Raw genomic sequence first — 13616 nt, 5'->3', positions numbered from 1 at the left:
GAGAACATCGGCCCTTCTCTGGAGACGCGGCCGGGAGTCGAACCCGGAGATCGGTCGGTGTTGCAAGCCGCCGCCCGCAGCCGGCGAGAACCGCGCCCTGGTGTCCAGCGCAGCGCAGACGGGACTCGAACCCGCAAGCACCGGAATGAAGGTCCGGCGGCTGTACCCGATTTGCCTACTGCGCCAGGCGTACCCCGTGCGGGAATCGAACCCGCGATCTCCGGATTGAGAGTCCGGCGTCTTCACCTGCGTCGACCAACGGGGCAGGAAAGCGGAGAGGGTGGGATTCGAACCCACGGAGGCACGGTGTCCTCACACCCTTAGCAGGAGTGCCCGATAAACCTGGCTCTGGCACCTCTCCGAAGTACGCCGTCAGAGAATTGAACTCTGTTCCCCGGGGTAAGAACCCGGTGCATCACCCGTTATGCTTACGGCGTCCAGAACCGTACTCGGGACTCGAACCCGATTCCCCTGCTTGGAAGGCAGGTGCCTCACCCGTTCGGCTTGTACGGCATGTCATCGACACGTCGGAACGGCAGGATTCGAACCTGCGATCTCCGCTACCCGAAAGCGGCGCCCTGCCAAGCTGGGCCACGTCCCGTGGTGTGTCGCCGCGCGATGACGGCGACTCGTGGACCAACCGGGATTCGAACCCAGGAACTCCTCGGTGCAAGCGAGGCATGATTCCGTTTCACCATCGGCCCAAGTGCTCGTGAGCGGATGTCTCACGAGCCGATGTTCTCCACTGTGGAGTTGTCAATTTCCGGACCCGCATGAGGGCATGAAGCGATAAGAAAAGGCCGCTGGGGATGTCTCCTCCGGCGGCCTCTGGATCAGGGACTGAACGTCGCTATCCAGAGGTTCGTTCGGGCTCACTGGAGCCACTAGGAGAAGCACACGGACACTTGGCCGCCTCGGCGCCGGGTTCGTACGTCATCGTGTGCTCCTTTCTCGTTCGCGCTTTCTGGTCTCTATCGTAAGGACTCGCCCGGGAAAGGCAACCTTATTTTCCCGACGTTTTCCCTCAGTCGCGCAGCGCGGCCGAGATCGCGTCGAGCCGGCGGTCGACGGGACCGGCGGTGAACAGGCCCGTGCCCGCGCCCGCGAGTTCGCCGGCGGCCGGCCGGAGACGCGCCTCAACCCGCTCCAGCACCACCCGGTCGCCGAGTTCGAGCGCGGCCTCCGCCTCCACGCAGCACAGCGCCTCGTACGTCAGGTCCGCGGGAGGTTCGGCGAGCGCGCGCAGCGCCGTACCGGCCTCGGCTCGGCGGCCCGACCGCAGCAGGACGAGGGGCTCGACCCACGGCCGGTACGGCCCCCAGTCCGCGTCGGGGTCGACCTCGGCCTCCGGACCGAGCCGCAGGCACAGCAGCGCCATCGGCAGCAGCCCCCGCTCGACGCCGGGCATCCCCGCACCGTCCAGCCGTACGGCGGCGGCGCGGTAGGCGTCCTCGGCCGACGGCCGGCCCTCGGCGGCCAGCCGCAGCGCCGCGTACCACTGCGTGAACACGCCGACGAGCGGGAGCTCGTGCCGCGCGGCCAGGCGGTCCACGGCGGACGCGTGCTCATCGGCCGTCGCGAAGTCGGCCAGCGCGGCGCGCGCCTGGATGCGGATCAGGTGCCCGAGCACCTCGTACGTCACCAGCCCGCGCCGCGCGGCCAGTTCCACCAGCTCGACGCCGATCGCGTCCCGCCTCCGGGCGAGCCCCGCCCGCGTACAGGACTGCATGAACCTGCCGTTGAGCGCGAACGCCAGCAGCGCCGGATCGTCCAGGCGGCGGGCGAGGTCCTCCGCCTCGCGCGCGGCCGCCGGTCCACGCGGGGAGCGGGTGCCGCGCATCTCCAGCGCGACTGTGGCCAGCAGGCGGGCACGCGCCGCCGGCGCGTCCGCCGGCAGGGCGGCGAGCGTACGTTCGGCCGCCGCGACGATCTCCGCGGCCTGCCGCGGGTCGTCGCTGCGCGTCCAGATCGCCGGGACGTCGTACGCGCCGATCACCCGCGCGGTCAGCTCCGGATCACCGAACTCCTCCGCCGCGGCGATCGCCGTCATGCGGTGCGTCCGCGCCGCCTCCAGGCCGCCGCCTCCGGTCACCGCGAGGTTCCGCAGCAGGCCGACCGTGGACTCGATCCGGGCGCGGGCGCCCGCGCCGACCGTACGGTCGTAGGCGGCGGTCGCGTCCGTCCACAGCCGGGCCGCCGTGGTCACCGGCGCGTCCAGGCGCGGATCCTGGGCGAGGATCTCGGCCTCGAGCCGACGCAGGCCGGGGCCCGGGTCCAGCCCGAGCCCGCCGGCCAGGGTCGCGCGCGCCCGGCGCAGCACCGCGAGCGCGTCCGCCTGGCGGCCGGTCCGGTACAGGGCGAGGGCGAGCAGCCGCCAGCCCTCCTCGCGCCACGGATGCCCGGCCACGTGCGCGTCCAGGTCGGGTACCGCCTCGCCGGCTGCGCCGAGGGCGAGCCGCGCCTCCGCCTGACGCTCGACCGCGTGCAGCCGCAGTTCCGTGAGCCGGGTCCGCTCCGCCCGGGCCCAGTCCTGGTCGGTGAACTCGGCGTACGCGGGCCCGCGCCACCACGTCAGGGCCTCGGTCAGCCGGGCGAGCGCCTCCTCGGGCGGACCCTTCGCGGCGACGGCCCGCTCGAAGCGCCAGGCGTCCACGTCGTCGGTCCGCAGCGCGTACCCGGGCCCCTCGGTGACGAGCAGCCGGGCCGGCGCCCGAGGCGGCCGTCCCGGCTCCAGCGCGCGACGCAGCGCCCCGACGAAGGTCCGTACGGCGCTCACCGCACCGTCGGGCGGGTCGATCCACAGGTCGTCGACCAGGCCGGACACCGGGACGACGCGGCGGCGAGCGATGATCAGCCGGGCCAGTACCGCGCGGTGCCGCGGCCCCTTCAGGTCGACGCGGTCCCGTCGGCGTCCCACGCCGCCACCGGCCCCAGCACCCCGAACCGCACCCGCCCGTCCCCTCTTCCGTCGCGCTGACCGGATGCTCATTCGCGCCCGGCAGGCTGCCTGGTGTCTCGTTCCTCCACCGTACGGAAAGGACGGCACCATGCCGCCTGTCATCCCCGGCTTCGACTACCGGCGCGTCCCCGTCGCCGACGGCGTGTCCCTGAACACGGCCGTCGGCGGCACCGGCAGCCCGATCGTGCTGCTGCACGGCTTTCCGCAGACCCACCTGATGTGGCGGCACGTCGCCGCCGACCTCGCCGCGGACCACACGGTGATCTGCCCCGACCTGCGCGGGTACGGGGCGAGCGACAAGCCGGCCGAAGACGACGAGACCACGTACGCGAAGCGCACGATGGCCGCCGACGTCGTCGCCCTGGCCCGGGCCCTCGGACACGAACGCTTCGCGCTCGCCGGGCACGACCGGGGCGCCCTGGTCGCGTTCCGCGCCGGCCTGGACCACCCCGACGCGGTCTCCCACCTGGCCTGCCTGGACGTCCTGCCGACCCTGGACATGTGGGAGGTCATGCACGGCACGACGGCCGCGGTGGGCTTCCACCTGTACCTGATGGCCCAGCCGCCGGGCCTGCCGGAGCAGATGATCGCCGCGAGCGCGGACGCGTTCTTCGGCCACTTCCTCGACATCTGGGCCCTCGACCGTACGGCGATCCCCGCCGACGTCCGCGCCGCGTACCTGGACGCCTGCCGTGAGTCCGTGGTCTCGATCGTCGCCGACTACCGCGCCTCCGCCGGCATCGACGTACGGCACGACACGGCCGACCGCGAGGCCGGGCGGCGGCTGGAGATGCCGGTCACCGTCCTCCAGCAGGACTGGGGCGCGGCCCTGGGCTTCGACGCGGCCGTCCTCTGGCGCACCTGGGCCACCGACCTGCGGCATTCGTCGGTGAAGTACGGCCACTTCATGGCCGAGGAGGCCCCCGCCGAGGTCGCCGGGGCCTTGCGCGCGCTGGTCGCCGCTTAGACGCCCGTGCTCACGCGCTGCTCGGCCGGGCCGGGTCGAACACCTCGTTCACCGTGATCCGGTCGAACGCGTCGAGCAGCGCCCCGGTGCCCTCGGTCACCTTCAGGTCGATCTCGGCGGGATGCAGCGGTACGAGGGCGAGCAGCGAGATCTGCTTTCCCTCGGCGGTGATGACGGTGTGCGCCTCCTCGGGGTGGTCGACCATCGGCGCGACGAGGACACCGGCGAACGGGGTGCCCTCGGCGTACGGTTCGGCCGGATCGCCGTTGGGCACCGAGTGCCAGACCCCGATCCAGGTGTCGTACTCGTGCGGCAGGCGCGCGACCGTCTTCAGGAGCCGGACGGGCCAGTACGCCTTCTCGTCGTTCAGGGCGTCCGCGCTCAGCGGCCAGTCCGGGGGCAGGCAGATGAGAAGCTCGGCGTACGGGCCGACGCCCTCCGGGACCGTCATGGGCAGATCGCTCATCCCGGAGGTGACGAGGGTGTAGTACGGCCGCTCGGGGCTCGGTTCCACCACGTGCACGTCGATGTGGACGAGGTCGGAGATGAACTCGTGCCACACGAACGCGATCTCCCCGAAGTGCCGCTGGATGTGCCGCTTGACGGCCTCCGCGGTGTCCGGGTCGGTGGGCGCGGCGGGTTCCCACTCACGCTCCCGCGCCGCGTACCGGAACAGCCCGCTGCCGGTCGGCGCCTCGGAGGGTTCCATGGCGGGCGAGCCTAGAGGAACCCTCCGACGGTGGCAGGATCAGGGCCGTGAGGGGGACGATGGAGATCCTGTCCTATCCGAACAGCCGCGAACCGTGCCTCGTCGAGCGCCGAGTGGCGCGGCTCCGTCTGCACCGGCCTGGCCTGGGAGGGGTTCGTCCCAGATGACGCGGCCAAACGATCTTTTCTGGCCGTTTCTCTGCCCACATGTCACAGATGGCCGGGCTGTCTCGTCTTTGGTGTCGGAGACAAAGCTCCGAGGACCTCGACGTGCTGATCAACAACACCGGCATCAGCGGCCCCGGGCACCAAGAAAGGAAATAATGCATAAAGTCGTCAAGAAGGTGGCGCTGTCGGTCAGTGCAGCGGTCGCGCTCGCCGTACCGCTCTCGGTGAACAATCCGGCAATGGCGGCCTCGTCACCGATCGCGGCATGCGGTGGCGGCTCGTACCACGTCATCGACAAGCATGATCTGGGCCCGGCCGTCATTTACCTGCTCTACAACGGCACCACCAACTGCGTGGTCACCTGGAAGGACAGCCCGAACACCACCAGCGTGTACGCCAGCATCCAGCGGCAAAGCGACGGAAAAGAGGTCCAGGACGTAGGTCACTACTCGACCTACGCCGGTCCGGTGAAGCTCAACGCTGCCGGAACGTGCGTCTGGTGGATGGGAGGCTACGGGAACTCCTACGAGTGGGGTTCGGGCTGGTCGCACTGCGGCTGATCAGTTCGTACGGGCGGCGGACAGGCGCAAGCGCTCGGCCAGGGCGTAGAAGACGAAGAAGTTGGGGATCGACCGCACCATGGTGCGGGTCAGCGACAGCCACTTGCCCTCGACGCGCAGGGACACCTGGCCGTCCTTGACCTTGATCTCCTGGATCCGCCGCCACGGGACGGACTTCCCCGAGGCCGACACCGTCTCCCGGTTGAGGGAGATGTCGCCGAACGACAGTGTGCCTCCGGACTGGATCGTGGCGACCGCGCGCGGGAGCTGAGCGTCGGTCACGGCCTGCTGGATGGCCTTGCCCCATTCTTCGGGCCGGTGGAACCCGCCGGCGAGCCCCAGAGTTTCGCCGGCGGGGTCGATGAGCCGGTACGAGTAGGTGGTGCGGACGTAGCCGCCGTTGCGGTAGTGCCGGACCGTGTTCTGGTAGACGGTGGTCGAGTCCCACCGCCGTACGTGGATCCGCCCTCCGACGCCGACGCAGACCAGGCCATGCTCGAAGAGCAGGAGTCGCTGGCCTTCCTTCTTCTGGTTCAGCAGTGCGATACGCCCGAACTGGAAGCCGAAGACGACCGCGAAGATCAGGCCCAGGATCGTGAGGAAGACGACTCCCGTGGCCAGGCCGATCAGTGCCAGCACCAGTGCGACACCCGCCACCACGCCGCCCACCGTCAACCGGCCCTTGGGCATCAGCGTCGCCGGATAGGTCGCCCGGTGGCCACCGAGTCGCGCCCGATGAGCAGCCTCACTGATCCTCGCGGAGACGTCTTCTGCTTCCATGGCCTGCTCTCACTCGGTAAACCGCACGGTTCCGTTCATCGAGACAATATTGTCTGTATGCCTGAGCCGGGCAAGCCACGGGTGAACACCCGCCGTACTCCGGCTCGGTGTCGGCGACCGGCGGGGGGCCGGTCGCCGACACCGGTTCAGGTCAGGCGGATGATGTGGCGGCCCGGCCGAGGTGCGCTTTCACGGCTTCGCGCACGCCACCAACCGCCCGCCACCCCACCCAACCCCTTTTCACGCCGTACGCGACGGCTGGTCGAGTGCGCCGGCACGGGCGGCGGCCAGGGCCGCGGCCGCGGCGCGTTCGGCGACGATCTCGTCGAACGGCTCGTGGGTCACCAGCAGCCGGTAGTACAGCGGCGCTCCGATCATCCGGATGACCTCGACCGGATCGGTTGCCTCGGGCAGTTCGCCGCGAGCGATGGCGCGGTGAACGATCTCGGCGGCCTGCGTGTTGCGGCGGGTCCAGAACTCGCGCAGCCCTTCCGCGGCCGGCGCGTTGTGCACCGACTCGGCGATCAGCGCCAGCACCAGCGACCCCGCGACGTGGTCGGTGAAGAACCGCGAGATCTGCACGGCGAGCCGACGGAGGTCCTCGTCGACCGTACCGGTGTCGGCGAGGGGGATCTCGGCGGCGACGAACTCGTTGAGCAGTTCCATCAGCAGCCCGGCCGTGTCACGCCATCGCCGGTACACCGTGCTCTTCGCGACACCGGCCTTGTCGGCCACCCGTTCGATGCTCAGGCCCTCGTACCCGACCTCGACCAACACCGCGCGCGTCGCCGCGATCACCGCCTGCCGGACCCGTTCGGTGCGGCCACGCGGGCGGAGGGTGCCGGGGGCTGGACGTTCCGCAGACAAATAAAACTCCCGTTGCATTAGTGGGCGACATGCGTCTAGCATGACCGCTAACGCTCCAAGCGTTTCATTAATTCCGTCCGGACGCATGCCAGCGGTCCGCGCCGCCGGTTCGTCCACCCACCCATCCCGAAACGGAAGCGATCAGCGATGAACGACAGCACCGTACGACGCATCGCCGGCGGCGCCGGCCTTGTCGCCGCCCTACTGACCCTGGTCGAGGTGCCGCTCTACTTCGTCTACGACGGACCCCCGCCCGACGCCAACGTCCTGACCCGCAGCCTGTTCGGGCTGGTCGGGCTGACCTTCCTCGCCGTGTTCATGGTCTACCTGCGCCCGATGCTCACCCGCCGCGATCCCCGCGTCGAGCCGATGGCCACGCTGGCGGCGGCCGCGGGGCTCATGTGGGTGACGGTCGAGTTCGTCTCCAACGGGCTGGAGACCGGCGCTGTCATCCAGTCGGCCGAACCGATCGACCCGACCATCGCCGTCAGCGGAACGTACCTGCTCTACGGCACCATCACCCGCCTGATCGAGGCGCTGTTCCTCATCGCGTTCGCGGCCACCGTGCTCCGGGCCCGGAGCCTGCCCCGGTGGACGGCGTGGTCGGGTCTGCTGCTCGCCGCGATCAACCTGGCGTTCGTGCCCTCGATCTACTTCGGCAACGACCCGGCCAACTTCTACGCCGCCAACGGCTGGGGCACCACCGCCACCATGGGCGGACTGTTCATGCTGTGGCTCCTCGCCACGGCCATCGCCACCCTCCGCGCCAAAACCGACACCACCACCACCGCCCCCGCGCACGCACGCGAGGTCTTCACCCGCTGACCGGCCATCCGGCCTCGCGCATCGTGCGAGGCCGGCATGCCCCGGCCTACCGCGTGCTCAGCACGTGGAGGGCCGGGGATTCGCCGTAGACGTTCTCCGACACCGCGTACAGGCGGCCGCCGGGGCCCCACGCCAGCGCCTGCGGGACGAGCTTGAGCGGCGAGGACGGGTCGACCCCGAAGTCCCAGCCGTGCGTCGGCGTCGTTCCGGCGGAGGGGAAGACGGCGACGTCGTTCGCGTGGCTCGAGTCGTCGATCCCGGTCGCGACGTAGGCGCCGTCGGGAGAGATCTCGACCGCGTTCGGAAAGGCGCCCGTCTCGTACGTCGCCACCTGGGACAGATCCGTGGTGGACAGCGCGGTGACGTGGTACGGATAGCCGGCGGCGACCAGTGCGCGCGACCCGTCGGGTGTCACCGCGACGTCGGCGAGGGTCGAGCCGGCGGCACCGGTGACATGCTCCAGCGCGGCCGTGTTCCCGTCCAGCCGATACTCGCGGACGATGCCGGGGCTCAGCCCGGGTTCGCCGGTGATCAGCGGCCCGTCGGGGGCGTCCGGGCGAGCCGCCAGGACCGGGGGTTGCTCCAGCTCGTACGGCCCCTCCTGGCCGAGTGCGACGACCGGCTCCCCGTTCGTCACCGTGAGGCTGCCGAGTTCTCCCTCGCCGGTCCGGCATCCGTAGCCGAACCACAGGACGTCTCCGACCCGGGCCAGGTGAGTGGGGCAGGTCGTCGTTCCGGTGGCGTAGCGAGCGGTCTCCCGCAGCGAGGTGGTGTCGATCGCGGCCACCGCGTCCGCCTCGGACAGGGCGACGTACAGCGTCGAACCGTCGCCGCTCAGCACCATGTCCGCCGCGCCGGGCAGGTCGTGCAGGACCGTCGAGACCTGTCCTTCCAGGCTCAGCACCGCCACCGCGTCATCGGCCGTGCCACCGGAGGCGAACACGTGCTGGTGACCGCCGTCCACGGCGAGGGAGGAGAAACCCGCCAGCGGCAGCGAGGTCACGCCGTCCGCGTGGGCGGGGGAGGCGAATCCCGCCACCGGTAGGGCCATCGCCAGTGCAACCATCATTCGACGCAACATCGTGTCCTCTCCGAGGGCCGCCCGGCGGGCCCCGTTCCATGACGTGAGACGACACAGGCGCCCGAAATGTGAGGCCGTGGCCTGTTCAGGCCAACCGTCGAGCCGCGGTGGCCGGGTCGGCGGCGTTCCGGTCGCGTCGTACCAGGACGAGCGCCGGGAGCAGCGCGGCCGCGGTCAGGACGAAGGTGGCCGGGTAGCCGAGCCGGGTGACGGTCAGGCCCGCGCAGAACGCGCCGGCGGCCATGCCGAGGTCGTACGCGGCGTTCCAGATCGCGCTCACCGCGCCCTCTTCCCCGGCGGCGACGCGCGTGTACATCAGCGTCAGTGTCGCGTTCTGCAGCACGCCGAAGCCGGTGCCGAACACGAGCGCTCCGGCGAGGACCGCCGCGGGGATGCTCGTGCAGACGAAGGCGGCCATGCCCGCGGCGGACAGGATCAGGCCCGGCGCCAGAAGGCATGCCTGGCCGCGCCGGTCGCCGATCCGGCCGGCGATCCAGCGGCTCACGGTGGATGACGCGGGCTGGATGAACAGCGCGGCCGTGGCCACCCAGGTCGCCTGGCCGCGGGTGGCGAGCGGGAGGAAGGTGACGAGCACCCCGACCGCGGCGGTCGAGGCCGCGAACATCGTCGCCGGAAGCGCGAGCGCCGGGTTGCGCAGGCCGCCGAGGACACCCCGGCGAGGCGCGGAGGCCGCGCGGCGGGGAGCCGAAGCCGTACGGCGGGGCAGTCCCGGTACGGACAACAGCGCGAGCAGGGGCGCCACGGTCGTGACGACGAACACCGGCGTGTAGCCGAAACGGGTCGCCGCCCACACGCCGGCCGGCAACGCGAGCAGCCCGGGTGTCCCGGAGACGATGCCGACGAGGGCCAGCCCCTCACCGCGCCGGTCGGCCGGAATCAGCGCGGCCGTGATGGCTCCGCCGGCCACCACGCTGATCGCGAAGCCCGCACCGCGTACCGCGCTGACGGCGAGGATCACTCCCGGATCGGCGGAGAACGTCAGGACGGCGGTGGGCGCGCCGAGCAGTATCAGGCCGAGGGCCAGCGCCCAGCGGTAGCCGATGCGGCCGACGAGACGTGGCGTCACCAGTTCACAGGCCACGGTGGCGAGCAACAGGGTGACCGTCGCCAGCCCGGCGCCACCGCCGGAGCCGGACTGGTCGGCAAACATCGGCATCACCGACAGCGGCAGATAGAACCCGATCGACGAGCCGATGACGGACACGAACCGGAGCAGAAGAGCGCGGGAGACGAGTTTCGGCGGAGCCACGGTCGTGGTCGGGGCGGTCGCCGCGGGGAGGGTGTCGATTGCCATGCCCAGGACGCTACGGGGCAACCGGGTCACTAGTAAGGTCCAGTTCCATGGCCGTGGAGTGGGCCGGTTCGGGCCCGGAACTGCTGATCACCATCGACCGGGACAGCGCCGTCGGGTTGCGCACCCAGCTGGAGAACCAGCTGCGCGACGCCATCCGCGGCGGGCGGCTGGCGAGCGACGAACGGCTGCCCTCCTCCCGCGAGCTCGCCCGCACCCTGCGGCTGTCCCGTGGGCTCGTCCAGGACTGTTACGCGCAGCTGCAGGCCGAGGGGTACCTCACCAGCCGCGCCGGCTCGGCGACACGGGTGGCCGCCGCCACCGCGCCTCGTACGGACGCCCCGCCCGCGCCGTCTCCCCCGGTGACGCGGCCACGGCACGCGATCGCCGACTTCCGGTCCGGCGTGCCCGACCTCGGCCTGATGCCACGGGAGGACTGGGCGTGGGCGATCCGCGAGGTCTGCAGGACGAGCCCGAACTCCGCCTTCGACTACGGCGACCCGCTCGGCGAACAAAGCCTGCGGGACGTGCTCGCCGCCTACCTGCGGCGGGTACGAGCCGTCGCGGCCACCGGCGATCGGCTCGTCATCTGCGCGGGCATGGCGCAGGCGCTCGGGCTGGTGCTCCAGGCTCTCGCCGCCGACGGCATCGGCACGGTCGCCTTCGAGGACCCCGGACCCGGCACGTCGACGCCACGGCTGGCGGCCGCCGCCGGCATGACCGCCGTACCGGTCGCGGTCGACGAGGACGGCATCGACGTCGCGGCGCTCGAACGCAGCGGGGCACGCGCGGTACTCGTGACGCCGGCCCACCAGTGGCCGACCGGCGTCGTCCTCGCCGGGCACCGCCGGCAGGAGATGATCGCATGGGCCCGCCGGTGCGACGGAGTCATCATCGAGGACGACTACGACGCGGAGTTCCGCTATGACCGCGACCCGGTCGGCTCGCTCCAAGGGCTCGCGCCCGACTGCGTCATCTCCCTCGGAACCGTGAGCAAGTCGCTCGCGCCGGCGCTGCGCCTGGGCTGGATCGTCGCACCTCCGAGGCTCCTCGGCGCACTGGCCGAGGGCAAGCGCCTCGCCGACCGCGGCAGCCCGGGCCTGGACCAGCTGGCGCTGGCGACCCTCATCGAGTCGGGCCGCTACGACCGGCACCTGCGACGCATGCGCGCCGAGTACGCGACGCGGCGCGTGACCCTCATCGACGCCCTCTCCCGCCACGCCCCCGGCCTGCGCGTCACCGGACTCGCGGCCGGCTTCCACGCCGTGCTCCACCTGCCCGCCGGCACCGACGAGAACGCCCTGATCGACGAGGCTCGCCGCCGCGGCGTGGGGCTGTACGGCATGGCGGCGCTCCGGCACTCCGGTGGTACGGCCCCACCGCAGCTCGTCCTCGGCTTCGGCGACACCGGGAAGCGCGCCATCGAGGCGGGCATCGCCGCCGTCGCCGACCTGCTGGGGCCTGACTCATGAGCGGCGACGCGCGCTCACCACATAGGCCCCGATGAGGATGAGGACGCATCCCAGGAGCTGGAGCGGCGATGGCCGTTCGTTCAGGAAGATGGCGGCCATCGCCACGGCCCCCGCCGGGGTGAGCAGCAGGATGCTCGCGCCGACGTGGCTCGGCAGCCGGGGCGAGCACAGGGCCACCAGCAACCAGCCGACGATCTGGCTGGTCAGCGAGGCCACCAGGAGCCACCCGAACGCCGCCCAGCCCGGCGCCAGGTCCACGCCCTGCCAGAACGCCCCGCCGACGAGCGAGGCGAGAGCCGCGGCCGCCGTGACGTCGCGATAGGCCCCGATGGGCAGCCTGCCGTCGCCGCGCCGCAGCAGGAAGAGGAAGCCCGCGTAACAGAGCGCCGCGAGCACCGCGAGCGCCGCACCCGTACCCGGCGCGCGGCCGGTGGAGGCGCCGTCGGCCAGGCCGGCGGTGAGCACCACCCCGGCGATCAGGATCGGCAGTGCCAGCGCGAAGGCCGCGGTCACCCGCTCGCGATCGATGATCCACGCGAGCAGCGGGACCAGCACGACCTGGACGTTGACGAGCACGGTCGACAGGCCGGCGCCGACGTCGGCGATCGCCTGGGTCCAGAGCAGCATGTCGCCGGCGAAGAGAACGCCGGCCAACGCCGGCAGCCACCGGCCTCGGACGCGCGCCCCCGTACGACGGCGCTCCCGGCGCGCCAGCACGGCCAGTACGGGGAGGGCGGGCAGGCAGCGGTAGAACGACGCGGTTCCGGGCGAGGTGCCGGACAGGTCGATCACGACCGGGGAGACGGACACGCTGAGGGCGCCGAGGGCCATTCCCACGGCGGGACGGCGCGCCGGCACTTCGGCGAATCGCCCGTCTCGTTCCCGCGTACGCGTGACACCGAGGCGTTTCCGGACCGTGCCGTCCATGGTGAGAGGCCCCCTCGTCGTACCGATCGGTCACCGGTTCTTGCGGGGGTACCCGCGACCTGTATATGGATTCATGACAGATCCGGGCGCTTTTGATAAGCAACTCTTATGTTGGATGTGCGACGCCTACGCGTGCTCCTGGCCGTGGCGGCCCAGGGGTCGTTCTCCGCTGCGGCTCGAGCCCTCTCCTACAGCCAGCCGGCCGTGTCCCAGCATGTCGCGGCGCTCGAGCAGGAGCTCGGCGTCCGGCTCGTCGAGCGCGATCGGCGCCGCGTCCGGTTCACCGAGGCCGGCCGGGCGCTCGTACGCCGCGCCGAGACGATCATCGACGAGCTCGACCTGGCAGAGGCCGAGGTGCGAGCGGTCGCCGACGGGCGGGCCGGCCGGGTACGGATCGCGACGTTCGCCAGCGCCGCCTACACGCTCGTACCCGCCGTCATCAGCCTGCTGCGGACCCGTCATCCGGGCGTCGAGCCGGTGTTGTCGCTCGCCGAGCTCCCGGCCGAGGCGATCGGCGCCGTCCGCTCCTGGCACGCCGACCTGGCGCTCACGGTCGGCCAGGAGCCCGCCGCGGACCTGTGCACCGACGTGCTCTTCGACGATCCGCTGCGTGTCGTGCTGCCACGTCACGATCCGCTCGCCGCCGCGACCGCCGTGCGTCTCAGCGATCTCGCCGACCGGCCCTGGGTCATCGGCGGCGGCCCCGAGTGCCCGGACGCGGCTCTGATCCTCGCGGCGTGCCGGCGCCGCGGCTTCGACCCGCGGGTGGCACTGTCCTTTCCCACCGACGACTACACCGCGGTCCAGGGCATGGTCGCCGCGGGCGTGGGAGTGGCCCTGCTGCCGGACCTGGCACTCGGCGTCTCCCACCGTGGCGTGACCGTACGCCCCCTCGCCGGCGAGGACGCGGTCACCCGCACGGTGTTCGCCGTCACCAGGTCCGACCCGCGAGAGATCGTCGGGCAGCTGGCCGGCATCCTCCGCGAGGCC

Annotated in this window: 10 protein-coding genes, 7 tRNA genes and 3 pseudogenes; 5 read left to right on the top strand and 15 right to left on the bottom strand. The window is 71.7% G+C overall.

Annotated features, from left to right (window positions below):
* Positions 1 to 19: 19 nt before the first annotated feature.
* The 9 genes and pseudogenes from QSK37_RS39990 to QSK37_RS39950 all read right to left on the bottom strand — a co-directional run bounded on the left by QSK37_RS39990 (position 20) and on the right by QSK37_RS39950 (position 2949).
* A pseudogene (locus QSK37_RS39990) lies at positions 20 to 97 on the bottom strand.
* A 13-nt stretch (positions 98 to 110) separates the two neighbouring features.
* Positions 111 to 185 (bottom strand) — tRNA-Glu (locus QSK37_RS39985).
* 5 nt (positions 186 to 190) lie between these two features.
* Positions 191 to 265, bottom strand: a tRNA-Glu gene (locus QSK37_RS39980).
* A gap of 7 nt (positions 266 to 272) precedes the next feature.
* Positions 273 to 361, bottom strand: a tRNA-Ser gene (locus QSK37_RS39975).
* Positions 362 to 365: 4 nt separating this feature from the next.
* Positions 366 to 437: transfer RNA gene (locus tag QSK37_RS39970), tRNA-Lys, on the bottom strand.
* A 4-nt stretch (positions 438 to 441) separates the two neighbouring features.
* Positions 442 to 513, bottom strand: a tRNA-Gly gene (locus tag QSK37_RS39965).
* 14 nt (positions 514 to 527) lie between these two features.
* Positions 528 to 601 (bottom strand) — tRNA-Pro (locus QSK37_RS39960).
* Positions 602 to 632: 31 nt separating this feature from the next.
* Positions 633 to 704, bottom strand: a tRNA-Ala gene (locus QSK37_RS39955).
* A 320-nt stretch (positions 705 to 1024) separates the two neighbouring features.
* Positions 1025 to 2949 (bottom strand): annotated as a pseudogene (locus QSK37_RS39950) (AfsR/SARP family transcriptional regulator).
* 98 nt (positions 2950 to 3047) lie between these two features.
* Here QSK37_RS39950 and QSK37_RS39945 point away from each other — a divergent pair.
* Positions 3048 to 3926, top strand: a complete 879-nt coding sequence (locus QSK37_RS39945) for an alpha/beta fold hydrolase (protein WP_285631736.1) — start codon at positions 3048 to 3050, stop codon at positions 3924 to 3926.
* 10 nt (positions 3927 to 3936) lie between these two features.
* On the opposite strand, the gene QSK37_RS39940 is transcribed toward QSK37_RS39945, so the two are convergent.
* Positions 3937 to 4635, bottom strand: coding sequence for a suppressor of fused domain protein (locus tag QSK37_RS39940; protein WP_285631733.1), 699 nt, complete (start codon positions 4633 to 4635; stop codon positions 3937 to 3939).
* A 322-nt stretch (positions 4636 to 4957) separates the two neighbouring features.
* Between QSK37_RS39940 and QSK37_RS39935 the strand changes: the two genes are divergently transcribed.
* Positions 4958 to 5362 carry a spore-associated protein A gene (locus QSK37_RS39935; protein ID WP_285631730.1) on the top strand — a complete coding sequence of 135 codons (405 nt, stop codon included), beginning with the start codon at positions 4958 to 4960 and terminating at the stop codon, positions 5360 to 5362.
* On the opposite strand, the gene QSK37_RS39930 is transcribed toward QSK37_RS39935, so the two are convergent.
* Both QSK37_RS39930 and QSK37_RS39925 read right to left on the bottom strand, forming a co-directional pair.
* On the bottom strand, positions 5363 to 6142 hold the full coding sequence (locus QSK37_RS39930) for a DUF6585 family protein (protein ID WP_285631727.1): 780 nt from the start codon (positions 6140 to 6142) through the stop codon (positions 5363 to 5365).
* 240 nt (positions 6143 to 6382) lie between these two features.
* Positions 6383 to 7009, bottom strand: coding sequence for a TetR/AcrR family transcriptional regulator (locus tag QSK37_RS39925; protein WP_285631724.1), 627 nt, complete (start codon positions 7007 to 7009; stop codon positions 6383 to 6385).
* Between the two features lie 147 nt (positions 7010 to 7156).
* On the opposite strand from QSK37_RS39925, the gene QSK37_RS39920 reads away from it, so the two are divergent.
* The gene (locus QSK37_RS39920; protein WP_285631721.1) at positions 7157 to 7834 is read left to right on the top strand and encodes a hypothetical protein; all 678 of its coding nucleotides are present in this window, start codon (positions 7157 to 7159) and stop codon (positions 7832 to 7834) included.
* A gap of 46 nt (positions 7835 to 7880) precedes the next feature.
* Here the strand turns inward: QSK37_RS39920 and QSK37_RS39915 are convergent, their stop codons facing one another.
* Positions 7881 to 8903 (bottom strand): hypothetical protein, encoded by a 1023-nt coding sequence (locus QSK37_RS39915; protein WP_285631718.1) that lies wholly within the window; start codon positions 8901 to 8903, stop codon positions 7881 to 7883.
* A 97-nt stretch (positions 8904 to 9000) separates the two neighbouring features.
* Positions 9001 to 10230 carry an MFS transporter gene (locus QSK37_RS39910; RefSeq protein ID WP_285631715.1) on the bottom strand — a complete coding sequence of 410 codons (1230 nt, stop codon included), beginning with the start codon at positions 10228 to 10230 and terminating at the stop codon, positions 9001 to 9003.
* A 47-nt stretch (positions 10231 to 10277) separates the two neighbouring features.
* On the opposite strand from QSK37_RS39910, the gene pdxR reads away from it, so the two are divergent.
* Positions 10278 to 11699 carry a MocR-like pyridoxine biosynthesis transcription factor PdxR gene (pdxR, locus tag QSK37_RS39905; protein WP_285631713.1) on the top strand — a complete coding sequence of 474 codons (1422 nt, stop codon included), beginning with the start codon at positions 10278 to 10280 and terminating at the stop codon, positions 11697 to 11699.
* Here pdxR and QSK37_RS39900 read toward each other — a convergent pair.
* Positions 11694 to 12626 (bottom strand): DMT family transporter, encoded by a 933-nt coding sequence (locus QSK37_RS39900; protein ID WP_285631710.1) that lies wholly within the window; start codon positions 12624 to 12626, stop codon positions 11694 to 11696. The genes pdxR and QSK37_RS39900 overlap by 6 nt on opposite strands.
* A 108-nt stretch (positions 12627 to 12734) precedes the next feature.
* Here QSK37_RS39900 and QSK37_RS39895 point away from each other — a divergent pair.
* A pseudogene (locus QSK37_RS39895) lies at positions 12735 to 13598 on the top strand (LysR family transcriptional regulator); the annotation flags it as partial.
* Positions 13599 to 13616: the final 18 nt, after the last annotated feature.

This window comes from Actinoallomurus iriomotensis (assembly GCF_030269445.1).
Lineage (GTDB): Bacteria > Actinomycetota > Actinomycetes > Streptosporangiales > Streptosporangiaceae > Actinoallomurus > Actinoallomurus iriomotensis.
This window is presented reverse-complemented; position numbering and strand designations above follow the sequence as displayed.

Excerpts from the sequence above, each read along its gene's own strand:
- QSK37_RS39900 (WP_285631710.1), bottom strand. The coding sequence starts at position 12,626 with ATGGACGGCACGGTCCGGAAACGCCTCGGTGTCACGCGTACGCGGGAA.
- QSK37_RS39930 (WP_285631727.1), bottom strand. The coding sequence starts at position 6,142 with ATGGAAGCAGAAGACGTCTCCGCGAGGATCAGTGAGGCTGCTCATCGG.
- QSK37_RS39910 (WP_285631715.1), bottom strand. The coding sequence starts at position 10,230 with ATGGCAATCGACACCCTCCCCGCGGCGACCGCCCCGACCACGACCGTG.
- pdxR (WP_285631713.1), top strand. The coding sequence starts at position 10,278 with ATGGCCGTGGAGTGGGCCGGTTCGGGCCCGGAACTGCTGATCACCATC.
- QSK37_RS39915 (WP_285631718.1), bottom strand. The coding sequence starts at position 8,903 with ATGATGGTTGCACTGGCGATGGCCCTACCGGTGGCGGGATTCGCCTCC.
- QSK37_RS39935 (WP_285631730.1), top strand. The coding sequence starts at position 4,958 with ATGCATAAAGTCGTCAAGAAGGTGGCGCTGTCGGTCAGTGCAGCGGTC.
- QSK37_RS39940 (WP_285631733.1), bottom strand. The coding sequence starts at position 4,635 with ATGGAACCCTCCGAGGCGCCGACCGGCAGCGGGCTGTTCCGGTACGCG.
- QSK37_RS39920 (WP_285631721.1), top strand. The coding sequence starts at position 7,157 with ATGAACGACAGCACCGTACGACGCATCGCCGGCGGCGCCGGCCTTGTC.
- QSK37_RS39945 (WP_285631736.1), top strand. The coding sequence starts at position 3,048 with ATGCCGCCTGTCATCCCCGGCTTCGACTACCGGCGCGTCCCCGTCGCC.